This is a genomic window from Streptomyces sp. NBC_01268 (assembly GCF_036240795.1).
In the GTDB taxonomy this organism is placed as follows: domain Bacteria; phylum Actinomycetota; class Actinomycetes; order Streptomycetales; family Streptomycetaceae; genus Streptomyces.
On record NZ_CP108454.1, the window covers coordinates 3,248,991 to 3,271,504 of the forward strand.

At 73.9% G+C, this 22,514-nt stretch carries 17 protein-coding genes; 6 read left to right on the plus strand and 11 right to left on the minus strand.

Annotated elements, in window-relative coordinates; genetic code table 11:
• Positions 1-102: 102 nt before the first annotated feature.
• Positions 103-1,095 (plus strand): RDD family protein, encoded by a 993-nt coding sequence (locus OG309_RS14330; RefSeq protein WP_329421050.1) that lies wholly within the window; start codon positions 103-105, stop codon positions 1,093-1,095.
• Between the two features lie 34 nt (positions 1,096-1,129).
• Here the strand turns inward: OG309_RS14330 and OG309_RS14335 are convergent, their stop codons facing one another.
• Positions 1,130-1,741: a hypothetical protein gene (locus OG309_RS14335; protein ID WP_329421051.1), complete on the minus strand. Its 612-nt coding sequence runs from the start codon at positions 1,739-1,741 to the stop codon at positions 1,130-1,132.
• Between the two features lie 142 nt (positions 1,742-1,883).
• Positions 1,884-3,338 carry an adenosylhomocysteinase gene (gene ahcY, locus OG309_RS14340; RefSeq protein WP_329421052.1) on the minus strand — a complete coding sequence of 485 codons (1,455 nt, stop codon included), beginning with the start codon at positions 3,336-3,338 and terminating at the stop codon, positions 1,884-1,886.
• A gap of 474 nt (positions 3,339-3,812) precedes the next feature.
• Here ahcY and OG309_RS14345 point away from each other — a divergent pair, with 474 nt between their 5' ends.
• Complete coding sequence (locus OG309_RS14345) at positions 3,813-5,933, plus strand: fructose-specific PTS transporter subunit EIIC (protein ID WP_443067634.1); 2,121 nt, start codon at positions 3,813-3,815, stop codon at positions 5,931-5,933.
• A 224-nt stretch (positions 5,934-6,157) separates the two neighbouring features.
• Here OG309_RS14345 and OG309_RS14350 read toward each other — a convergent pair whose 3' ends face one another.
• The 6 genes from OG309_RS14350 to OG309_RS14375 form a co-directional block, all read right to left on the minus strand.
• Positions 6,158-7,093, minus strand: a complete 936-nt coding sequence (locus tag OG309_RS14350) for a cation diffusion facilitator family transporter (protein ID WP_329421055.1) — start codon at positions 7,091-7,093, stop codon at positions 6,158-6,160.
• An 81-nt stretch (positions 7,094-7,174) separates the two neighbouring features.
• On the minus strand, positions 7,175-8,326 hold the full coding sequence (gene manA / locus OG309_RS14355) for a mannose-6-phosphate isomerase, class I (protein WP_329421056.1): 1,152 nt from the start codon (positions 8,324-8,326) through the stop codon (positions 7,175-7,177).
• Positions 8,327-8,505: 179 nt separating this feature from the next.
• The gene (locus OG309_RS14360; protein WP_329421057.1) at positions 8,506-9,795 is read right to left on the minus strand and encodes an SIS domain-containing protein; all 1,290 of its coding nucleotides are present in this window, start codon (positions 9,793-9,795) and stop codon (positions 8,506-8,508) included.
• A 72-nt stretch (positions 9,796-9,867) separates the two neighbouring features.
• Positions 9,868-10,053, minus strand: a complete 186-nt coding sequence (locus tag OG309_RS14365) for a Trm112 family protein (protein ID WP_329421058.1) — start codon at positions 10,051-10,053, stop codon at positions 9,868-9,870.
• 315 nt (positions 10,054-10,368) lie between these two features.
• Positions 10,369-11,730 carry a phosphomannomutase/phosphoglucomutase gene (locus OG309_RS14370; protein WP_329421059.1) on the minus strand — a complete coding sequence of 454 codons (1,362 nt, stop codon included), beginning with the start codon at positions 11,728-11,730 and terminating at the stop codon, positions 10,369-10,371.
• An 89-nt stretch (positions 11,731-11,819) separates the two neighbouring features.
• Positions 11,820-12,200, minus strand: coding sequence for a DUF3499 domain-containing protein (locus tag OG309_RS14375; RefSeq protein ID WP_402547342.1), 381 nt, complete (start codon positions 12,198-12,200; stop codon positions 11,820-11,822).
• A 410-nt stretch (positions 12,201-12,610) separates the two neighbouring features.
• Between OG309_RS14375 and OG309_RS14380 the strand changes: the two genes are divergently transcribed.
• Complete coding sequence (locus tag OG309_RS14380) at positions 12,611-13,015, plus strand: metallopeptidase family protein (RefSeq protein ID WP_329428319.1); 405 nt, start codon at positions 12,611-12,613, stop codon at positions 13,013-13,015.
• A 156-nt stretch (positions 13,016-13,171) separates the two neighbouring features.
• Here OG309_RS14380 and OG309_RS14385 read toward each other — a convergent pair whose 3' ends face one another.
• From OG309_RS14385 to OG309_RS14395, 3 genes are all read right to left on the minus strand, one after another.
• A complete protein-coding gene (locus OG309_RS14385) occupies positions 13,172-14,698 on the minus strand; it encodes a DUF5719 family protein (protein ID WP_329421061.1) in 1,527 nt (508 codons plus the stop codon).
• The gene (locus OG309_RS14390; RefSeq protein ID WP_329421062.1) at positions 14,695-18,435 is read right to left on the minus strand and encodes a glycosyltransferase; all 3,741 of its coding nucleotides are present in this window, start codon (positions 18,433-18,435) and stop codon (positions 14,695-14,697) included. The genes OG309_RS14385 and OG309_RS14390 overlap by 4 nt, the downstream gene beginning before the upstream one ends.
• A 210-nt stretch (positions 18,436-18,645) precedes the next feature.
• Positions 18,646-18,909 (minus strand): WhiB family transcriptional regulator, encoded by a 264-nt coding sequence (locus OG309_RS14395; RefSeq protein WP_046911872.1) that lies wholly within the window; start codon positions 18,907-18,909, stop codon positions 18,646-18,648.
• A gap of 670 nt (positions 18,910-19,579) precedes the next feature.
• Between OG309_RS14395 and OG309_RS14400 the strand changes: the two genes are divergently transcribed.
• Genes OG309_RS14400 through OG309_RS14410 form a run of 3 tightly spaced genes read left to right on the plus strand, consistent with a single transcriptional unit; the run spans position 19,580 to position 22,510 of the window.
• The gene (locus OG309_RS14400; RefSeq protein ID WP_329421063.1) at positions 19,580-20,116 is read left to right on the plus strand and encodes a cysteine dioxygenase; all 537 of its coding nucleotides are present in this window, start codon (positions 19,580-19,582) and stop codon (positions 20,114-20,116) included.
• Positions 20,117-20,129: 13 nt separating this feature from the next.
• Positions 20,130-21,104 (plus strand): 2-phospho-L-lactate transferase, encoded by a 975-nt coding sequence (gene cofD / locus OG309_RS14405; RefSeq protein WP_329421065.1) that lies wholly within the window; start codon positions 20,130-20,132, stop codon positions 21,102-21,104.
• Entirely contained in the window at positions 21,101-22,510 is a 1,410-nt protein-coding gene (locus OG309_RS14410) for a coenzyme F420-0:L-glutamate ligase (RefSeq protein ID WP_329421067.1), read from the plus strand. Before cofD ends, OG309_RS14410 begins: the two co-directional genes overlap by 4 nt.
• Positions 22,511-22,514: the final 4 nt, after the last annotated feature.

Below are 22,514 nucleotides of genomic sequence, written 5' to 3' on the forward strand. Positions count from 1 at the left end.
GGCACTGGGTGCGTACGGTCCGTACTACTGCGGCGCGCTGCGGATCAGCTTGGCAGACTGGCGTTCGGACGGGGTTCGGCAGGTCGACGAAGGGTGGGCGGCGTGAGCGGGGTGGTGACGGGGGATGCCGTCGTACTGGGGTTGCAGCCGGCGCGGTTGCCGAGCCGGGCGCTGGCCCTGCTCATCGATCTCGTCGTGATCTGGTTCGCGTATCTGCTGATCAGCCTCGGTCTCGCGCTGGCGACGGCGTCGCTGGACGAGGCCGCCGCGATGGCGATATCGATCGTGTCCTTCCTGCTGGTCCTCGTCGGGGCGCCGATCGCCGTGGAGACGATGTCGCACGGGCGGTCGCTGGGGAAGCTGGCCTGCGGGCTGCGGGTGGTGCGGGACGACGGCGGGCCGATCCGGTTCCGGCACGCGTTGATGCGCGGGGCGATGGGGGTCGTGGAGATCCTGATGACCTTCGGGATCGTCGCGTGCATCGCCTCGCTGGTGTCCGAGCGCGGGCGGCGGATCGGCGACGTCTTCGCAGGGACGCTGGTGGTCCGGGAGCGGGTCGCGTCCGCGCCGAACACCGCGGTGCCGCCGCCCCCGCCGTGGCTCGTCGGCCGGTTCACCGGGCTCGACCTGTCCGCCGTGCCGGACGCGCTGTGGCTGGAGATACGTCAGTACCTGACGCGGATGATGCAGTTGGATCCCGCGATCGGGCGGCAGCTCGCGGAGCGGCTCGCCGACGAGCTGGTGGCGCGGACCGGGACGCCTCCGCCGCCGGGGGTGCCGGCGGCCGCGTTCCTGGCCGGTGTCGTCGCGGAGCGGCAGGCCCGGGACGCCCGGCGGGCGTTCGCGCCGACACAGGGGCCGGGGTACGGCACGGGGTACGGCCGGATGCCCGGCGCGGCGCCGGGGGCGTACCCGGCAGCGTCGGCTCCGGCATCGGCATCGGCATCGGCATCGGCATCGGTCCAAGCCCAGGCCACGGCAGCTGGATCTGCTCCTGCTCCGGCTCCCCTGCCCGTCCCGCCTGAGCCCGCTCCGTCCGCGCCCGCCTCCGCCCCTCCCGGCCCGCCCGCCACCGGGTTCGCGCCTCCGGCCTGAGGTCGGAAGGCCGTCGAGGCCGGGGCGGGATCCGTCAGAAGACCGACGGTGGGGTGTCCAGGTCCTCGAGCTCGATGCCGGGGGCCGAGAGGACCACGTCGCCGGCCAGGTGGACGGTGTGCCGCTCCCCCGTGTCGAGGGTGCTGACCTGGTACTCGTCCACGGTCAGGGGGCCGTTGTCAGTGGCGTGCGCTTCACTCTTCAGCAGGGCCCAGGACTGGTCGACCGTCAGGGGGGCGAGCACGGGATCCGTGAAGGCGACGAGCCGGACGCGGGTCTCGGGGGAATCGGGGGTGAGCCGCAGGAGCCGGGAGATCGCGACGAGGAACGCCGGGGACGTGCCGGTGAAGGCGTGGGCGCGCACATTGCCTTCGGTGGCGTGGGTTCCGGTGGGGTCGGTGCGGACCCAGGTGACGCCGTCGATGGCGGCACCGCGTACCTGCCAGTCCGCGGAGTGGAGTTCGAGCCGGATGGGGCGGCCCAGTTCGTCGATGGCCAGGTCGACGGAGCCGGCGGGGTCGCCGGAGGGGGTGGTGGTCCGTGAGACGTAGCGCCAGCCGGACGGGCCGGGCGCGCAGCTGAAGTGCTCTTCACCGAGGGGGGTGTGATCGTGCGGGTCATGGAGCGAATAACGGCCGCGGGGCATGGGTCCTCGGAGTGCTTCCTGGAGCTGTGAGCCGGTTGGAGACGAGGCAGGCCCCCGACACGGGGGTGCGGGGGCCTGCCTGCTGTTCTACGGGTGTGCCGGGCACCCGGGCGTCAGTGCACGGACGCCCGGTGCCGGTTCATCAGTAGCGGTAGTGGTCGGGCTTGAACGGGCCCTCGACCTGGACGCCGATGTAGGCGGCCTGCTCCGGGCGGAGGGTCGTGAGCTTGACGCCGAGGGCGTCCAGGTGGAGGCGCGCGACCTTCTCGTCCAGGTGCTTCGGCAGCACGTAGACGTCGGTCGGGTACTCCTCCGGCTTGGTGAAGAGCTCGATCTGGGCCAGGGTCTGGTCCGCGAAGGAGTTCGACATCACGAAGGACGGGTGGCCGGTCGCGTTGCCCAGGTTGAGCAGGCGGCCCTCCGACAGCACGATCAGGACCTTGCCGTCGGGGAAGGTCCAGGTGTGGACCTGCGGCTTGACCTCGTCCTTGACGATGCCGTCGATCTTGGCCAGGCCGGCCATGTCGATCTCGTTGTCGAAGTGGCCGATGTTTCCGACGATGGCCTGGTGCTTCATCTTGGCCATGTCGGCGGCCATGATGATGTCCTTGTTGCCGGTCGTGGTGATGAAGATGTCGGCCGTCTCGACGACGTCGTCCAGGGTCGCGACCTGGTAGCCGTCCATCGCCGCCTGGAGGGCGCAGATGGGGTCGATCTCGGTGACGATGACGCGGGCGCCCTGGCCGCGGAGGGACTCGGCGCAGCCCTTGCCGACGTCGCCGTAGCCGAAGACCACGGCGGTCTTGCCGCCGATGAGGACGTCGGTGGCGCGGTTGATGCCGTCGATCAGGGAGTGGCGGCAGCCGTACTTGTTGTCGAACTTCGACTTCGTCACGGCGTCGTTCACGTTGATCGCCGGGAAGAGCAGGGAGCCGGCCTGCTGCATCTCGTACAGGCGGTGGACACCGGTGGTGGTCTCCTCCGTCACGCCGCGGATCTCGGAGGCGAGCTGGGTCCACTTCTGCGGGCTCTCGCCGAGGGTGCGGTTGAGGAGCGTCAGGATGTACCCGTACTCCTCGCTGTCCGCGGTGGACGGGTCCGGCGCGGAGCCGGCCTTCTCGAACTCGACGCCCTTGTGGACGAGGAGGGTGGCGTCACCGCCGTCGTCCAGGATCATGTTCGGGCCGCCGGTGGGCGTGTTCGGCCAGGTGAGGGCCTGCTCGGTGCACCACCAGTACTCCTCCAGGGTCTCGCCCTTCCAGGCGAAGACCGGGACGCCCTGGGGGTTCTCCGGGGTGCCGTTCGGGCCGACGGCGATGGCCGCGGCGGCGTGGTCCTGGGTGGAGAAGATGTTGCAGGAGGCCCAGCGGACCTCGGCGCCGAGGGCGACCAGGGTCTCGATGAGGACGGCGGTCTGCACGGTCATGTGCAGGGAGCCGGTGATCCGGGCGCCGGCGAGCGGCTGCTGCTCGGCGTACTCGCGGCGGATCGACATCAGGCCGGGCATCTCGTGCTCGGCGAGGGTGATCTCCTTGCGGCCGAAGGTGGCCAGGGAGAGGTCGGCGACCTTGAAGTCCTGCTTGGCGACAGTCGTCATGACTGGAGCTGCTCCTCGTGGATTCGGGTTCGAGGGTTCGAGTGGGCACCTGGCACCGCGGTGGTGGGCCACGCGGGCATAGGAATGCCCGGGTTGCTCCCGCGGTGCAGTCGTCGGAGGCCCTCTCTCCCTCGGCCGGTCCGTACACGGACCGCCCGACCGCCATCAGCAGCGACGTCTGGCTGGTCACGAATCTACACCGATCGGCGCAGCGACCCACAGTCCACCCCGGTCCGGGATTCGGCTGGATCCAGCCTCGACAAAGGGTCCAGAGACCTGCCCATTCAGGGCCTTATGGACTTTTGACACCCCTGCGGGGCGGGAGACGATGCTCGGGAATCCGGAGCGACGACGTCCGGACGGGCAAGAGGAGACGCGCGTGAGGAAGAGCTCGTGACCGGTTCGGCGGGTGGGCGGCGGAAGCCGAGGCTGCTCGCGGTGACCGCGTGTCCGACGGGTATCGCCCACACCTACATGGCGGCCGAGAAGCTGGCGCAGGCCGCGGAGGCGCTCGGTGTGGAGATCAAGGTGGAGACCCAGGGCTCGATCGGGGCCGAGAACGTTCTCTCCGACAACGATGTCAGAGAGGCGGACGGAATCATCATCGCCGCCGACAAGGACGTGGACCGCAGCCGGTTCGCCGGCAAGCGGGTGCTCGCGGTCGGGGTCGCCGAGGGCATCCGCCATCCCGAGCGGCTCATCGAGGAGGTGCGCGGCGCGCCCGTCCAGGGCGCCGGCGGGAGCGGCGGAGCGGCCGGCCCGTCGGGCGGCGCCGCGGGCGGAGGCGGAGGCGCGGGCGGAGGCGGCGCCGCGGGCGAAGGCGGAGGCGGAGGCGGCAAGGAGCGGAGCCTCGCGTACAAGGCGTTGATGAACGGCGTCTCGTACATGATCCCGTTCGTCGTCGTGGGCGGGCTGCTGATCGCGATCTCGCTCGCGCTCGGCGGCCACGCGACGCCCGAGGGCCTGGTCATCCCGAGCGACTCCTTCTGGATGGACGTCAACAACATCGGGGTCATCGGCTTCAAGCTGATGGTGCCGATCCTGTCCGGGTACATCGCGTACGCCATCGGGGACCGGCCCGCGCTGGTGCCCGGCATGATCGGCGGCTGGATCGCCAACGACGGCTCGCTCTACCACTCCGAGGCGGGCGCGGGCTTCATCGGCGCGATCGTGACCGGCTTCCTCGCGGGCTATCTGGTGCTGTGGATCAAGAAGGTCCGGGTGCCGAGGTTCGTCCGGCCGATCATGCCGATCATCGTGATCCCCATCGTCGCGACGACGGCGCTCGGGCTGTTCTTCGTCTACGTGATCGGGCAGCCCATCTCCTGGGTGTTCGAGCACCTGACGGGCTGGCTCGGCGGGATGACCGGCACCAGCGCGGTCCTGCTGGGGGCGATCCTCGGGCTGATGATCGCGTTCGACATGGGCGGGCCGGTCAACAAGACCGCGTTCCTCTTCGGCGCCGGGCTCATCGCCACCGGCAACCAGACCGTCATGGGCATGTGCGCCGCCGCCATCCCCGTGATGCCGCTCGGCCAGGGCCTCGCGACGCTGATGCGCCGCAAGCTCTCCACCGAGCAGGAGCGCGAGACCGGCATGGCCTCGCTCTTCATGGGGCTCTTCGGCATCTCGGAGGGCGCGATCCCGTTCGCCGCCGCCCGGCCCGCGCAGGTGATCCCCGCGAACATGCTGGGCGGCGCCGTCGCCGGTGCGCTCGCCGGACTCGCCGGGGTGACGGACGCCGTGCCGCACGGCGGTCCGATCGTCGCCGTGCTGGGCGCGGTCGGCGGGGTGCCGATGTTCTTCCTCGCCGTCGCCGCCGGCACGGTCGTCACCGCGCTCACCACCAACGCGCTCATCGAGATCCGGGAGCGGCGCGGCCAGGGGGCTGCCGCCCTCGCGCCCGCCGGGGCGCCCGAGGCGGCGGGCGTCGGCGTGCCCGCACCCCACGCCGAGCCCGCGCTCGCCGGAGCCGGAGCCGGAGCCGGAGCCGGAGTCGGAGCCGGAGCCGGAGCCGGAGCCAGCGTCGGAGCGGGGACCGGGGTCGGAGCACAGGCCGGAGCAGGAACAGGAGCCGGCACCGGTGTCGGAGCGGGCGCCGGAACCGGAGTGCTTCCCGTGCCGCCGGGTGACGGGGGCGAGGTGCTGTCCGGGTATCTGACCGGGGAGACCGTGAAGGTGCGGCTCGGCGCCGATCACAAGGACGCGGCGATCCGCGAGATGGCGGCGCTGCTGGCGCGCACCGGCAAGGTCACCGACCTCGACGGGCTCGTGCGGACCGCGTTCGCGCGGGAGGACCAGGGCACGACCGGGCTCGGCGAGCAGATCGCCATCCCGCACGCCAAGACGGACGCGGTCACCGCGCCGGTCGTCGGGTTCGCCCGGTCGCCGGAGGGTGTGGAGTGGGGCTCGCTCGACGGGACGAAGGCCCGGCTGATCTTCATGATCGCGGTGCCGGAGGCCGCCGCCGGGGACGAGCACCTGCGGATCCTGGCGCTGCTCTCCCGGAAGCTGATGGACGCGCACTTCCGCGAGCGCCTGCTCGAAGCGCCCGACGAGGCGGGGATCCTGCGCCTGCTCGGCGAGATCCACTAGCCCGGCCACCCGGCATTTCCGCCATCCCGGTGGCCACAGCCCCCGCAGTCCGCGGGCCCGGCCGCCACAGCCCCCGCAGTCCGCGGGCCCGGCCGCCGCAGCGCCGGCAGCCCGCTCGCCCGCCCGCCACAGGCCGGGCATCCCGCGGGCCCCGCACGTGGGGAGGCCCCGGACCTGTCGTCAGGTCCGGGGCCTCTCCATGTGGCGTTCGTACGGCGGGGCCGTCAGGCGTCCTTGGGCGTGGCCGCCTTCTCGCTGTAGATGTCCGGCTCCAGGTAGATGACCCGGGCGATCGGGACGGCCTCGCGGATGCGCGCCTCGGCCGCGTTGATCGCGTCGGCGACCTTGGTGGCGCTGTCGCCGCCCTCGACGCCGATCTTGGCCGCGACGAGCAGCTCCTCGGGGCCGAGGTGGAGCGTGCGCATGTGGATGAGGCGGGTGACGGTGTCGCCGTCGACGACCGCCGCCTCGATCCGCTGCACGTCCTCGATGCCGGCGGACTCGCCGAGCAGCAGCGACTTGGTCTCGCCGGCGAGGACGATCGCGATGGCGACGAGCAGCACGCCGATGCACACGGTGCCGATGCCGTCCCAGACGCCGTTGCCGGTCAGCAGGGCCAGGCCGACGCCGCCGAGGGCGAGGACGAGACCGACGAGGGCGCCGAGGTCCTCCAGGAGGACGACGGGCAGCTCGGGGGCCTTCGCCCGGCGCACGAAGTCCTTCCACGACAGGTTGCCGCGGAGCTGGTTCGACTCCTTGATCGCGGTCCGGAAGGAGAAGGACTCGGCGACGATCGCGAAGAGGAGGACGCCGACCGGCCAGTACCAGGCCTCGATCGCGTGCGGGTGCTTGATCTTCTCGTAGCCCTCGTAGATGGCGAACATGCCACCGACGGAGAAGAGCACGATGGAGACGAGGAAGGCGTAGATGTACCGCTCGCGGCCGTAGCCGAAGGGGTGCTGCGGGGTGGCCTGGCGCTGGGCGCGCTTGCCGCCGAGGAGGAGCAGGCCCTGGTTGCCGGAGTCGGCCAGGGAGTGGACGGCTTCGGCGAGCATCGAGGACGAACCACTGAAGAGGAACGCCACGAACTTGGCTACGGCGATCGCGAGGTTGGCGGCGAGCGCCGCCACGATCGCCTTGGTTCCGCCTGACGCGCTCATGGGTGTACGTGTTCCCTTCGTCGGTGCTACGGCCTGCGGCCCTGCTGCCCTACTGCCGTCGTTCGGCCGGTCATTGTCGCATCAGGCCACGACGGTGGCACGGAAGACCGTTCCCGTACCGGACAGTTCGGTCGTTTCGCCCGCCGGCACGAACACGGACTCGCCGGGCGAGAGCGGCGTCCCGGCCACGACGGGGCGGCCCGCGGTGGCGAGCAGGATCTGCGGGGTGGGGGCGGTGAGGCCGGTGGGGGCGGCGCCCTCGGGCCGTACGAAACGGGAGAGGCGGAACTCGTCGATGGGGGTGTCGTAGACCTCCTCCCCCGCCGGGGACGCCTCGGGGCGCAGGATGCCCGGGTCCATCGGCTCGAAGCGGACCACCCGAAGGAGTTCGGGGACGTCGACGTGCTTGGGGGTGAGGCCGCAGCGCAGCACGTTGTCGGAGTTGGCCATGATCTCGACGCCGAGCCCGTCGAGGTACGCGTGCGGCACTCCGGCGCCGAGGAACATCGCCTCGCCGGGCTGGAGGGTGACCGGGTTGAGCAGCATCGCCGCGATGACGCCGGGGTCGTTCGGGTAGTGGTGGGCGATCTGGGCGTACGGGGCGTGCGCGCCGCCCAGGCGCCCGGCGGCGGCGGCCGTCTCGGCGACCGTGTGCGCCATCTCCTCGCGGTCGGCGGTGAGGAGCGCCGTCAGGACCTCGCGCAGCGCGGCCTCCACCGGGTGGGCGTGGAGGAGGTCGACGTACGGCTTGAGGGAGTCCACGCCGAGGGCGGCGATCGTGTCGGCGGCCTCGACGGGGTCGCGGAAGCCGCACAGGCCGTGGAACGGCGTGAGCGCGCAGATGAGTTCGGGCTTGTGGTTGGCGTCCTTGTAGTTGCGGTGCGGCGCGTCGAGCGGGATGCCCGCGGCCTCCTCGGCGGCGAAGCCCTCGCGCGCCTGGGCGAGGTCGGGGTGGACCTGGAGGGAGAGCGGGGCGCCCGCGGCGAGGATCTTGAACAGGAAGGGGAGACCGGGGCCGAACCTCTCGACGGCCGCCGGGCCGAGTTCGCGCACGGGGTCGGCGGCGATGACCTCGTTCAGGGGACCGCGGCCGGTGCGGGACGGGGCGCCGGGGTGGGCGCCCATCCACAGCTCGGCCTGGGGCTCGCCGGTGGGGGTGGTACCGAGCAGCTCCGGGATGGCCGTCGTGGAACCCCAGGCGTAGGGGCGGACGGTGTTGGCGAGGCGGTCCATGGGGCTTCCAGCCCTTTCCGTGCGGTGGGTGCGGGGATGGACGTGGGGGCCGTGGGGGCTGCTGGGGCTTCGAGGGCGTCACGGGGCCGCGGGCCGGCTCCTTGGGAGCCGGGTCCGCGGCGTGCGGCGTACGACGTGGGGCTGTGCGAGGGGTCGGGGCGTCATGGGGCCGGGGCGTTTCAGCGGGGAGACAGGCCCGCGGAGGCGAGGGAGAGGTACACGGCGGCGAAGTCCGTCACGGCGAGCAGCTCGGCCAGGGCCTCCAGCGCGGTGCCCTCGTCCGGTTCCAGCTCGCTGAGGGCCGTGCCGTGCCCGAGGACGAGCTCACGCGCGGCGGGGGCCGCGCTGAGGGCGCCGGTCTCGGGGTCCACGGGGCTTTCGGGGCCGATGGGACCGGCCGGGCCGGTGGGGCCCGTGGGGCCCGTGGGGCCCGTCTGGCCCGGGCCTTCGGGGCGGGCGCCGTCCGGCGGGCCGGCCTCGTTCGCCCGGCCCCGGCCCGTCGGGCGGTCGCGGAGCAGGACCACCCGGGCGCGCAGGGCCTGCGGCTCCTCGACGCGGTCCCGGAAGAAGTCGTCGGGGTCGGCGCCCGCCGCGTAGTCCCCGGCCAGCAGCACGCCGTGCGCCGGCATGGCCTCCGGGAGCTCGGCGGCGAGGGCGGGCAGGCCGGCGAGTTCCGCGAGGACGGCGGCGAACCGGCGGCCGGCCGGGCCCGCGGCCTCGCCCTCGGTCCAGATCAGCGGCAGCGAGTCGGCGAGCTCGGCGGCCAGGGTCTTGGCCGGGTTGCCGTACGTGGCGATGGCCGGCCCGCAGCGTTCCGCCGTACGGTCCAGGCGGTCGGCGACCTGCTCCAGCGCCTCGGGCGGGGCGTCGACCAGGCCGACGCGGTCCAGCAGGGCGAGGAGCGGCGTGAACAGGGCCCACAGGGCGCCCGGGCTGGCGGCGAGCGTCTCGCCGTACTCCGGGACGGTCTCGTGCGGGGCCATCGCCATCGGTACGAGCAGGCCGCGGGAGCGGCCGACCGCCTCGGCGAGCGGGGAGGACTTGGGGGCGACGGCCACGACGGTGATGCCGCGGCGGTACGCCTGCTCGGCGAGGAGCGCCAGGCCCGGTTCGGAACCGTCCGCCGTCGGGACCAGCAGCAGGTCGACCGAGCCGGCCCAGCCGGGCAGGGACCAGCGCAGGGCGCCGGCCGCGGGGGCGACGCCGGTCGGCGCGAGGCGGATGACCGGGGCCGCCGCGCCGGCCAGGGCGCCGACCAGGTCGGCGACGCCCGCGGCGGCGGTGCCGGGGCCCGCGACGAGGACGGCGCGGGGGCGGCCCTCGGGGCGGAGCTCCGAGATGCCGGCCTCGGCTGCGTGCCGGGCGGCGGTCCGTACCCGGGCACCGGCCTCGGCCGCGCCGCGGAGCAGACCGCGGCGGTCGGCGAGGGCGAGGGCTTCCGGTGCGTCGAGGAGTGACTCGTCGAGCATGTCGCGGGCCTCCGGTCGTCGGAGCGGGACCGGCCGTCCGGCCGGCGTGGTCTTCCCTCGGGGTCTGCCCCGTTACGCGGGGCGGCGAGCCTCGTCGACCAGCAGGACCGGGATGCCGTCGCGGACCGGGTACGCGAGGCCGCAGTCGGCTGCGGTGCAGACGAGCTCCGGGGTCTCCTCCGCCGTCCGGTCGTCGAGCGGAGCGTGGCAGGCCGGGCAGGCCAGGATCTCCAGGAGGCCGGCTTCGAGCTGCGGCATGTGCGGGTCCCTTCGGGCGGTACCGGCTGTGTGGCGGGTAGTTGTACGGACGGTCTCGGGCCAGGTCAGCCTACCGCTGGGGCGGGGGGGGGTGTGCCGCCGCCACGGTGTGCGGTGGGGGTGGAGGGGAGTTGGCCTCGCGGGAGCCGTTCGGGGAACAGCGGGCGGCGGGATCGAGCCCGGGCCGGCGGGTCGAAGCCCGGTGCGGGTCCGGAGCCCCGGGGTGGGGCGGAGGCGGGCCGGAGGCCCGGGTGAGCCGGAAGCCCGCGCGGGGCGGGTGGGGCGGAGGGTGCGTCCGCCCCACCCGGCCGGACGTTACGCCCGTACCAGCGACAGGACCTCGTCGCGGAGCTTCTGCATCGTGGGCTCGTCGCGGGCCTCGATGTTGAGGCGGAGGAGGGGTTCGGTGTTGGAGGCGCGGAGGTTGAACCACCAGTCGGCGGCGGTGACGGTCAGTCCGTCGAGTTCGTCGAGGGTGACGCCGTCCTGGCCCTCGTACGCGGCCTTCACCGCGGCCAGGCGGTCCGCCTGGTCGGCGACGGTGGAGTTGATCTCGCCGGAGGCGGCGTAGCGGTCGTAGGCGGCGACCAGGGAGGACAGCGGGCCGTCCTGGCCGCCGAGGGCCGCGAGGACGTGGAGGGCGGCGAGCATGCCCGTGTCCGCGTTCCAGAAGTCCTTGAAGTAGTAGTGCGCGGAGTGCTCGCCGCCGAAGACGGCGCCGGTCCTCGCCATCTCCTCCTTGATGAAGGAGTGGCCCACGCGGGTGCGGACGGGCGTGCCGCCGTTCTCGCGGACGACCTCCGGGACGGACCAGGAGGTGATCAGGTTGTGGATGACCGTGCCGCCGGGGTTCTTCGCCAGTTCGCGCGCGGCGACGAGGGCGGTGATCGCCGACGGGGAGACCGGGTCGCCGTTCTCGTCGACGACGAAGCAGCGGTCGGCGTCACCGTCGAAGGCGAGGCCGAGGTCGGCGCCCTCGGCGCGGACGCGCGCCTGGAGGTCGACGATGTTCTTCGGGTCGAGCGGGTTGGCCTCGTGGTTCGGGAAGGTGCCGTCGAGCTCGAAGTACATCGGGACGACGTCCAGCGGCAGGCCGTCGAAGACGGTGGGCACGGTGTGGCCGCCCATGCCGTTGCCCGCGTCCACCACGACCTTGAGGGGGCGGATGGCGGTGAGGTCGACGAGGGAGAGGAGGTGCGCCGCGTAGTCCTCGAGGGTCTCGCGCTCCGTCACCGTGCCCTCGGTGGCCGCCGGCTCGGGTGCGCCCTCCTGCGACCAGCGCTCCACCAGCTCCCGGATCTCGCCGAGGCCCGTGTCCTGGCCGACCGGGGCGGCGCCCGCGCGGCACATCTTGATGCCGTTGTACTGGGCCGGGTTGTGCGAGGCGGTGAACATGGCGCCCGGCAGGTTCAGCGCCCCGGACGCGTAGTACAGCTGGTCCGTGGAGCAGAGGCCGATCAGGGTCACGTCCGCGCCCAGGCGGGCCGCGCCGCGCGCGAACGCGGCGGAGAGGCCCGGCGAGGAGGGGCGCATGTCGTGGCCGATGACGATCGCGTCGGCGTCCGTCACCCGGACGAAGGCCGCTCCGAAGAGCTCGGCGAGCACCTCGTCCCACTGATCCGGCACTACCCCGCGGACGTCGTACGCCTTCACGATCTGCGACAGGTCAGCAGCCACGGATCAACCCTCCTGAGTCTCGGCAACCACGTACGCGCGGAATGCGGCGCGCGTACGGAACGCCCAAACTACCCGGGAAGGGGCCTTGATCAGTTCTCGGGGGAGCGCAGCACCCGGAGGTGACCCCTACGGCCGACCTCCATGGGGTCGGCGCCGCGTCCGCCGCCCTTGCCGCCGGCCTCGGCCGCGCGTTCCTGGGGGCGGGCCGCCTCGCGCACCGCGTTGGCGAGCGCTTCGAGGTCGTCGCCGCTGGGCCGGGCGGGGGCGGAGCCGTCGGTGAGCCGCACGACCTCCCAGCCGCGCGGGGCGGTGAGGCGTTCGCTGTGCTCGGCGCACAGGTCGTAGCAGTGGGGCTCGGCGTAGGTGGCGAGCGGGCCGAGGACCGCAGTCGAGTCGGCATAGACGTACGTCAGTGTCGCGACGGCAGGGCGGCCGCACGCGGTGCGCGAACAGCGACGTACAGGGCTCACGACGTTGGACGGTACCGCACTCTTGAGCGGGCCGCGACGACTCTCCCCCAGGTCACTCCACCGTGTCGCGGTGTGACGTCCGCCACGCGACCGGTGCGGACAGGCGTTCCGACCTGCGCGAGGGGCGCCGTACGGGGGCGGCGGCGGGTCGCGATCCGGACATTCGAGGGTGCTGATTCGGTCAGGCGCCGCCAGATGGCCGATCCCGGGTGCACCGGAAAACGGGCTCTCGGGCGGCCGGAACGTTCAACCGGCGACAGCCGGGGCGGGCCGGACGGTGCCACGGAACGCCCAAGGAAAGGTCCCGGAACACCGGAGAGAGTTACGCTGCGTCAGTGACCCACTCCGCCGACCATGCTGCCGACGCCGACGCCGACGACACCGAGGGCGCGAGCCGTCCCGCGCCGCGCGTGCGGCGCCGTGACCGGCACGGCCGGGGCATGCGAGGGCCGGTCGCCCCGCCCCAGGTGCCGCTGTCCGCGAGCCGGGCCGACACCTTCCGCGATCTGGTGCTGGACTCCGTGGAGCGTCTGGAGCGGCGCTGGCCGCAGCTGGCGGACGTGGAGTTCCTGGTCATGGAGGTGCCGCCGCCGGTCTCGGGCGAGTCGATCGTGCCGCTGGGCGGCTCGACCCCCGCCGAGAAGAGCGAGCCCGCCCGGGTCGTGGTCTACCGCCGCCCGGTCGAGATCCGCTCCAAGAGCCGCGACGAGCGGGCCCTGCTCGTCCACGAGGTGGTCGTGGAGCAGGTGGCGGACCTCCTCGGCCTCTCCCCCGAGTCCGTCGACCCGCGGTACGGGCAGGACGAGCAGGACTGAGGCTGCGGGGCCTTCGCGGCCCCGCCCGCTCCCCGCTCGGGCCCCGCTCGGCCCCCCGGGGGCTGTCCGTCCCGACCGGCCGGAAGCGCCGGGACCACCCTTACGGGAGTGCCTCACCACCCGTACGGGGAGTCCGGGCGCGCCCGCGGCCCTGGATCAGTCGTCCAGTACCGACAGGTCCTGCCGGGCCGCCGGGACCTCCACGCTGCTGCGGTCGTCGTTGAAGGTCTGGATCGTGAACATCGGGACGCCGTCGCGCGGCAGTTCCAGCATGCGCGAGGCGTGCACCGGGCCGCCCGAGACGTGCTCGACGGTGAGCGCGTAGGTGCCCTTGAGGCCCTCCGGGACGGGCGGGGCCAGGGTGGTGGTCGTGCCGGCCTTGAGCGTGAGCGTCTTGGTGACCGCGGTGCCGCCCTGCGAGCCCGCGGAGGCGATGATCCGGACCTCGGCGCCGGCGGCGGGGGCGGTCAGCGAGAGCGTGGAGCCCTTGGCGCGGTTGTCGGCGACGGTCGCGCGGCCCTCGACGGCGGCGGCCGCGGGGATGAAGGCGATCTCCTGGCGCTCGCCCTTGCCGCGGACCACCTGGAGCGCGGCCACGATCGGGGTGACCTTCTTCGGGTCGGCCGGGGTGAGCAGCAGCGAGCCGGGCTCGCCGCGCATGAGGTCCTTCATGTCGAGGGCGGCGGTCATGCCCGACTTCACGTGCAGGGACGACGCGCTGGCCGGGACGATGGCGCCGGTCGGGGTGACGAGCTGGATCTTCAGGTCGGCGTCGTCGTCGCCCGGTGCGTACGCCACGAGCCGCACGGAGGTGGCGTCGGCCGGGATGCCGGGCAGCACGGCGGTGCCGGACGGGTCGGCGGAGGCGGGCAGCCAGTCGCTGCCCAGCTTGTCGTCGGCCGAGCCGATGACGGCGCCGACGCGTCCGCTGCGGGTGGTCACGTGGACGGTGACGTCCTGCTGGGCCGGGTCGCCGGTGAGGGTCGGGAGCAGCACCGGGACGCTGGAGTGCGCCGGGACGGGGATGCCCTCGGTGATCTGGGACTTGAGGGCGCCCTCCGGGCCGTACAGCTCGATGTCGGCGACGGCGGTGCTGTCGTCCGGGTTGGTGAGGTGCACGTAGTCCTGGCGCTGCTTCGCGGTGGAGGCGGCCGGGAACCAGAAGTCGGTGTCCGGGGCGGTGCAGCCGGTGCCGAGCAGGCCGCGGGCGCCGCCGGCCGGGTTGACCGTGGTCTGCTGGACGGTCCAACCGGGGGCGAGGGTGCCGTTGGCGGTGCCGGTCAGGGCGGGTGCGGTGGCGCCGTCGGCCTCTGCGGTGACGGGCGCGCCGGGCTTGGTGACGGTGGCGGGGGCCTTGGCCGGCTTGGGCTTCTTGGCCGGGGTGTCTCCGGGGGTGGCGGCGACGGCGGCCGGCCTGAGCTCGGCCCGCACCGTCTTGGTGCCGCCCGTCTCGCTGGTCCGGCCCTTGCCGGTGCCGAACGGGGTGTACGAGGTGTAGGTGGTCTCGGCCACCTCCGACCGGCTGGGCGCCGGGCAGAGCAGGCTGGAGCGCTCCACCGGCAGCCGGGCGGGCGCCTGGGCGGCCGGGGCCGCGGTGCCGTCGGGAGCGGTCAGGGAGGCGACGCCGGTGACGGCGGCGAGGGCGGTGGCGACCGCGATCAGGGAGAGGGTGGTGCGCTTCACTGGTTGCTGCTCCCGTCGGGACGCTGCTGCTGCTCGGGGTCCTGGCCCTGCCGGTTCTGGTCGTATCCGTAGCCGTAGGGGTCGTACGTCTGCTCCCCGTACTGGTCCGTGTACGGGTCCCCGTAGGACTGCTGCGGGTACTGCTGGGGGTCGTACTGCTGCGGGTACTGCTGGGCGTACGGGTCGTAGCCCTGCTCCCCGTACTGCTCGCCGTACTGCTGCTGCGGGTACGCGTACTGCTCCTGGCCCTGGTCCTGCGGCTGGTCCTGTGCCGGGTAGTAGCCCTGGTCGTCGGCGTACGGGGCCTGGGGCTGTTCGTAGCCCTGCGCGGGCTGCTGGGCGTACGCCTGCTGCTCGTACGCCTGCTGCGCGGGCACCTGGGCGGGGGCCGCCTCGGGGGCGGGCGCGTGGTCCGGGTGCGGCGGGGCGTCGAAGCCCGCGTCCCCGGCGCCGGTGCCGACACCGGCATCGGCGCCGGCTTCCGCCTCGGCCTCCGCAGCCGCGCGGAGGCGGCGGGCGCGGCGCCCGTCGCCCTCGGCCGCCTGGGCGGGGAGGGCGAGCTCCTCCTCGGGCAGGTCGTCGTCGATGTCGCGGCGGCGGCCGGGCAGGGCCAGCACGAGCAGGACGACGGCGAGGCCCACCTGGGTCCAGATCCACACGGTGTGGGTGAGCGGCTCCTCGAAGGTGAGGTCCAGGCGGCCCGCCTCGGCGGGGAGTTCGAAGCCCTGGGCCCAGCCGTCGACGGTGGTCGGGGTGAGCGGCTTGCCGTCGAGGGTGGCGGTCCAGCCCGCGTCGGCGCGGTCGGCGACGCGCAGCACGCGGCCGGCGGGTCCGGCCGGGAGGTCCGTGTGGGCCTCGACGGGCCCGGCGGCGACGGAGACCGTCTCCGGGGTCCCGGTGGTGGGCGCGGCGCCCTTCGTCCCGGGGACGACGGTGATCCGGGCGACCTCGCGGTCGACCCGCCACAGGGCGCTGCCGTCGAGCTGGCTGAGCCGGGACAGGCCCGGGGTGGCGTCGAGGACCCGGCTCATGGAGCGCGGTGCCCCGTCCCGTACGAGGACGTAGCGGATCGCGAAGCCGCTGAGCTCCTGGGTCTGGTCGGCGCCGGAGCCGGCGACGAGGTGGGCGACGACCTGGTCGAGGCGGGGGTCGCCGCCCGCGGACGCGGCGAGTTCGGCGTCGCCGAGGCGGGCGCCGGAGCCACGGACCAGGGTGTAGTCGACCCGGCCGGGCCCGCCGCCGGCGAGGACGAGGGTGCGGGCCTGGTCGCGGGTGCCGCTCTCCTCGGCGACGAAGGCCGGCACCTGGACCGGGTCGCGGCGGGTGAGCGGGCCGTCGGCGCCGCCGATCATCCAGCCGGCCGCGGCGACGACCGGACCGAGGGCGCAGGCGAGCGCGACGAGCGCGGCGACCGGCTGGCGCCAGCCGAAGCCGTGGGCGGCGACGCGGCTGCGGCCGCCCTCGGCGCCGATCATGCCGGCGGCGAGCAGGGCCGCGCCGTAGACGAGGGTGGCGGGTCCGGCCCAGCCGGTGCCGTCGGTGCCGTTGGTGAGGACGGCGAAGAGGAGTCCGGCGAGGGCGGCGGCCCAGGCGGCGCGCACGGCGAAGGTGCGCTCCTCGCGGAGGAGGGCGCCGAGGGCGGCGAGCACGAGGCCGATGAGGACGAGACCGCCGGTGGTGCCGGGGCCGCCGGGGCTGGTGCCGAGCAGGTCGAGGGCGGAGGCCGCGCTGGTGGGGACGGCGAGGCCGGCCTCGCGGAGCAGCGCGGAGGGGTTGGTCAGCAGGGAGAGCGACCAGGGGGCCAGGACGAGCAGCGGGGTGCCGACGGCGGCGAGGAAGCGCAGGGCGTACGCGGTGATGTCGTCGCGGCGCAGCACGAGCACGCCGATGCCGAGGAGGACGGCGAGCGGCCACACGACCGGCGTGAACGCCATGGCGAAGGTGAGCAGGAAGGTGTACGCCCAGGTGGCGCGCCAGCTGCCGCGCTCGGCGCGGCCGAGGCCGTGGGCGGCGACGGCGGCGCGGGCCATGAGCGGGAGCAGGATCGCGAGGACGGCGGTGCCGAGCCGGCCGCCGGCGAGGGCGCCGGTGGCGGCGGGCAGGAAGGCGTAGGCGACGGCGCCCCAGGCGCGGAGCAGCCGGGACTCGACGATGCCGCGGGAGGCGAAGTACGCGGTGAAGCCGGCCAGCGGGACCGAGCAGACGAGCAGCAGGGTCAGCGCGAAGGAGGTCGAGCCGAGGAAGAGCGTGGAGAGCGCGGCCAGGACGGCGAGGTAGGGCGGGGCGCTCTGGGTGCCGCCGCTGCCGAAGGCGTGCCAGCCGTCGGCGTAGCGGGACCAGAGTCCGGAGACGGTGTCGGGGGCGGGCAGCAGGGCGCCGCCGGCGAGGGAGCCGCCGCCGAAGAGGCCGCGGCAGGCGACGAGGGAGACGAGGAGCAGGACGGCGAAGAGGACCGGGCCGGGCTTGCCGGCGACCTTCTTCAGCCGGGCGAACTGCTCGACCTCCATGAAGTCGGCGTCGTCCCCGCCGGGGCCGGACTCGACGGCGCCGTGGCGCGAGCCGGCGTCGGCGTCGTCGCCTCCGAAGTGGGAGGTGAGCTGTTCGGCGGCGGCGCGGACGGTGGCGCCGGGCGGCGGGAACAGCGGGCGCAGTTCGCCCGGGGGTACGGCGGGGTTCTTGCGCCTGCTGCGGGCGGCGAGGATCTTCTCGGGGCGCAGCAGGGTGGCGAGCAGGCCCATGATCTCGTCGACGGCCTGGCCGGGCGCCTTGCCGACGAGGTAGCCGAGGGTGCGCAGCACGGTGCCGACGAGGAGGCGTACGAGGACGTACGGCAGGGCGGCGCCGCGGGTGTTGGCCAGCAGGGTGTAGACGGCGCCGGCCTTGTCGACGCGGTGCGGGTCGGCGGCGGTGCGGCCGGCGCAGTCGACGGTGCGGCGTTCGCGGGCGGAGGCCTCGGCGTGCCGCAGGACGGCGTCGGGGGCGACGAGCACGCGGTGGCCGGCGGCGTGGGCGCGCCAGCACAGGTCGACGTCGTCGCGCATGAGGGGCAGGCGCCGGTCGAAGCCGCCGAGCTCCTCGAAGACGTCGCGGCGGATGAGCATGCCGGCGCTGGAGACGGAGAGGACGGAGCGGACCTGGTCGTGCTGGCCCTGGTCCTGCTCGCGGCGGTCGAGGCCGGTCCAGCGGCGCCCGCTGCGGGCGATGGAGACGCCGACTTCGAGGAGCTGCTTGCGGTCGTACCAGCCGCGCAGCTTGGGGCCGATGACGGCGGCGTACGCGTCCGAGTCGGCGACGCGCAGGAGTTCGGCGAGGGCGCCGGGTTCGGGCGCGCAGTCGTCGTGGAGCAGCCAGAGCCACTGGACGGGCTCGCCGTGCGGGAGTTCGGGCAGCTCGTAGGCCTCGTCCTGCCAGGTCCTGGTGACCGGGTCCCAGCCGCTGGGGCGCTTGAGGTACGGGAGTTCCTCGGGGCCGAGGGCGGGTGCGGTGCGCGTGGCCTCCTCGACGGCGGCGCCGAATCCGGTGCGGCGGGCGAGGTGGAGGACGCGGTCGGCGCCGATCGCGTCGGCGAGGAGCTGCGCGGAGTCGTCGGCGCTGCCGGTGTCGGCGGCGACCACGTTCTGTACGGGGCGTTCCTGGGCGAGCAGCCCGGCGAGGGCGTCCGGCAGCCAGCGGGCGCCGTCGTGGGCGACGAGCACGGCGGTGACGACGTGTCGCGGAAACTCAGGAGTTGAGGACATCGAACTACGGGCCCTCCGGCCGGGGGTCGCCCGCGAGGGGCGTGGGTGCGGTGCGTCTCGGACGGAGGCCCACACTAACGGCTGGCACGACAACGGTCCGCCGCCTGTGGACAGAGCACAGGATGCGGACCGTTCGTTGTGTGCGTCTTTGTCTGTGGGCCCGCGGGCTTGCGCGGGGGCGGCCGCGGTGGCGGTCCGTGCCGGCCGGTTTCAGACGGCGGCCTTCTTGAGGCGGCGGCGCTCGCGCTCGGACAGGCCGCCCCAGATGCCGAAGCGTTCGTCGTTCTGCAGCGCGTATTCGAGGCACTCGGAGCGGACCTCGCAGGCGAGGCAGACCTTCTTGGCCTCGCGCGTCGAGCCGCCCTTCTCGGGAAAGAAGGACTCGGGGTCGGTCTGGGCGCACAGCGCGCGCTCCTGCCAGCCGAGTTCCTCTTCCGCGTCCTCGACCAGCAGTTCCTGGAACGTCTCGGTCATGTGCGCCCCTCGTCTGTCTCTGCGTCCCCGTGATGCGGCCGCTACCGATTTCGGCCGAACGACACGAGTGAAATTACAAGTTCGTGCTCTGTGCGAGTCAAGCCGAGATCTGCTATTGGGCCCCGTATTCACTCTGCGGAACCAAGCGTATGCGGAAAGTGTTCAAATCACCAAAAAACGAGACACATGCCACCGGCCTGGCCCATCGCCGTGCCCGCACAGAGAAGGACGTCCGAGACGTGGATCTTGTTGCGATCCAGCCACGGAAGCGATCCGGATCACAGTCTGATCACGGGACCCCCACCGCGTTTACGGGCGCGGTTGCTGCGCCATGTCTCCTGGTCACGCGCTGCACAAACCTTTCTCCGGGCACAGCAACCGGATGAGGTGAAACATTAGCCCTAAATCGGGCATTGAGTTGACAGTCGGGTGTCCCTCCCGCCACTTTGGTGGCATGCCAGCGACCGCAGCGCCTTCCGCGACCCACGCCCGTGGGTTCCGCCGCGCTGTCCAGGCGCGCTGTTGCTGTTGCTGTCCCAGCTGTTGACGCGCGCGTCCCCCGCAGCGCTCCGGCACCCTTCGGCGCGGCCTCCCGCCGCGGCCCCCGTCACCTCCCCGTGACCCCCGCATCGCGACACCCCAGCACTTCTGCCGAGGAACCACCGCACCCATGAACATGGACAGCGACCTTCAGATCGCCGGCGACATCCTTGAGGTCCCGCACCTCCTGCAGCCCGCCCGCGAGCACCCCGCCACCGTGGCCGAGTTCGCCGGTCTCGCCCGTGAGATCGCCGCCGACCGCGCCAAGTGGGCCCCGTACGTCGAGTACGACGCCACCACCCGCTGGTACCACCGGCTCCGCACCGGCCCCGGCTACGAGATCTGGCTGCTCTCCTGGCTGCCCGGGCAGGGCAGCGGCCTGCACGACCACGGCGCGTCCTCCGGCGTGCTGACCGTCCTGGAGGGCGACCTGACGGAGCGTACGGAACGAGGCGGACGGAGTCTCGGCGCCGGCGCGCAGCGGGTCTTCGCGCCCGGATACGTCCACGAGGTCGTCAACGACTCCCTCGAACCGGCCGTCAGCCTGCACGTCTACTACCCGGGCCTCACCGACATGCCGATGCACGAGTCGCTGCGCGCCCAGTGCGCCCCGGCCGGCCCGTCCCTCCCCGCCGCCCCGGCGGCCACGGGGGTCGTCACCGCCTGACAGACTGCTCTGCATGCGCATTGTGGTTCTGGCCGGTGGCATCGGTGGTGCCCGCTTCCTTCGCGGCCTCAAGCAGGCCGCGCCCGACGCGGAGATCACGGTCGTCGGCAACACCGGTGACGACATCCATCTCTTCGGACTCAAGGTCTGCCCCGACCTCGACACCGTGATGTACACCCTCGGCGGTGGCATCAACGAGGAACAGGGCTGGGGCCGTGAGGACGAGTCCTTCGCCGTGAAGGAGGAGCTGGCGGCGTACGGCGTCGGGCCGGAGTGGTTCGGCCTCGGCGACCGGGACTTCGCCACCCACATCGTCCGCACCCAGATGCTGGGCGCCGGCTACGCGCTGAGCGCCGTCACCGAGGCGCTGTGCGCCCGCTGGAAGCCCGGCGTCCGTCTGCTGCCGATGTCCGACGACCGGGTCGAGACGCACGTGGCGATCGACGTGGACGGCGAGCGGCGGGCCGTGCACTTCCAGGAGTACTGGGTGAAGCTGCGCGCCTCCGTGGAGGCGCACGCCGTCGTCCCGGTCGGCGCCGAGCAGGCGAAGCCCGCGCCCGGTGTCCTGGAGGCCATCGCCGAGGCCGACGTCATCCTCTTCCCGCCGTCCAACCCGGTCGTGTCCGTGGGCACGATCCTCGCCGTCCCCGGCATCCGCGAGGCCGTCGCCGCCGCGCCCGCGCCGGTGGTCGGCCTCTCCCCCATCGTCGGCGACGCGCCCGTGCGCGGCATGGCCGACAAGGTGCTCGCGGCGGTCGGCGTGGACTCCACGGCCGCGGCCGTCGCACGGCACTACGGCTCCGGACTGGTCGACGGCTGGCTCGTCGACACGGTCGACGCGGACACGGTCGCCGACGTCGAGGCGGCGGGCATCCGCTGCCGCGCGGTGCCGCTGATGATGACCGACCTGGACACGACGGCCGCGATGGCCCGCGAGGCGCTGGCGCTCGCCGCGGAGGTCCGGGGCGGCGACGGGGCCGGGGCGTGACGGGCGGGGCGGACGGTACGCCCGCGGGGGCCGGGCGGGCCGAGCCCGCCGCGACCGCCGAGGGCACCGGGCTCCACGCCGGTGCGGGGGACGGCGAGACCGGGGCCGGCTCGCCCCGGTTCGAGGTGTGGGCGCTCGACGGGCTGCCCGAGGTGGCGGCCGGCGACGACGTCGCCAAGCTGATCGCCTCCGTCTCGCCGGGGCTGCTCGACGGGGACGTCCTCCTCGTCACCTCGAAGATCGTGAGCAAGGCCGAGGGGCGGGTGATCGCCGCCGACGACCGCGAGGAGGCGATCGACGCCGAGACCGTGCGGGTCGTCGCCCGGCGCGGGGCGCTGCGGATCGTGGAGAACCGGCAGGGGCTCGTCATGGCCGCCGCCGGGGTCGACGCCTCCAACACTCCGGCCGGGACGGTGCTGTTGCTGCCCGAGGACCCGGACGCCTCGGCCCGCCGGATCCGCGCCGGGCTGCGCGAGGCGCTGGGCGTCGACGTGGGCGTCGTCGTCACCGACACCTTCGGGCGCCCCTGGCGCGGCGGACTCACCGACGTCGCCATCGGCGCCGCCGGGGTGCGGGTCCTGGACGACCTGCGGGGCGTGACCGACTCCCACGGCAACGAGCTGAACGTGACCGTGGTGGCCACCGGCGACGAACTCGCCGCCGCGGGCGACCTGGTGAAGGGCAAGGCCACCGGCCGGCCCGTCGCCGTCGTCCGCGGGCTGCCCCACCTCGTCGCCGGTGACGAGGAGCCGGGCGCCCGGGCGCTGGTGCGGAACGCCGCGGACGACATGTTCCGGCTCGGCACCTCGGAGGCCGTCCGGGAGGCGGTGACGCTGCGGCGCACCGTACGGGAGTTCACCGACGACCCGGTCGACCCGGGCGCGGTACGGCGGGCCGTCGCCGCGGCCGTCACGGCGCCCGCCCCGCACCACACCACCCCGTGGCGCTTCGTCCTGCTCGAATCGGCCGCCGCGCGGCTGCGGCTGCTCGACGCGATGCGGGACGCCTGGATCGCGGACCTGCGCGCCGACGGCCGTTCGGAAGAGTCCGTCGCCCAGCGCGTCCGCCGCGGCGACGTGCTGCGGAACGCCCCGTACCTGATCGTGCCCTGCCTCGTCATGGACGGCGCCCACCACTACGGGGACCCGCGCCGGGACGCCGCCGAGCGCGAGATGTTCGTGGTCGCGGCGGGCGCGGGCGTGCAGAACCTGCTGGTCGCGCTGGCCGGGGAGCGGCTCGGCTCGGCCTGGGTGTCCTCGACGATGTTCTGCCGGGACGTCGTCCGGGAGGCCCTCGCGCTGCCCGAGGGCTGGGACCCGATGGGCGCGGTCGCCGTCGGGCGCCCGGCGGCGCCGCCGAAGGAGCGGCCGGCGCGGCAGGCCGGGGCGTTCATCGAGGTGCGCTGAGCGC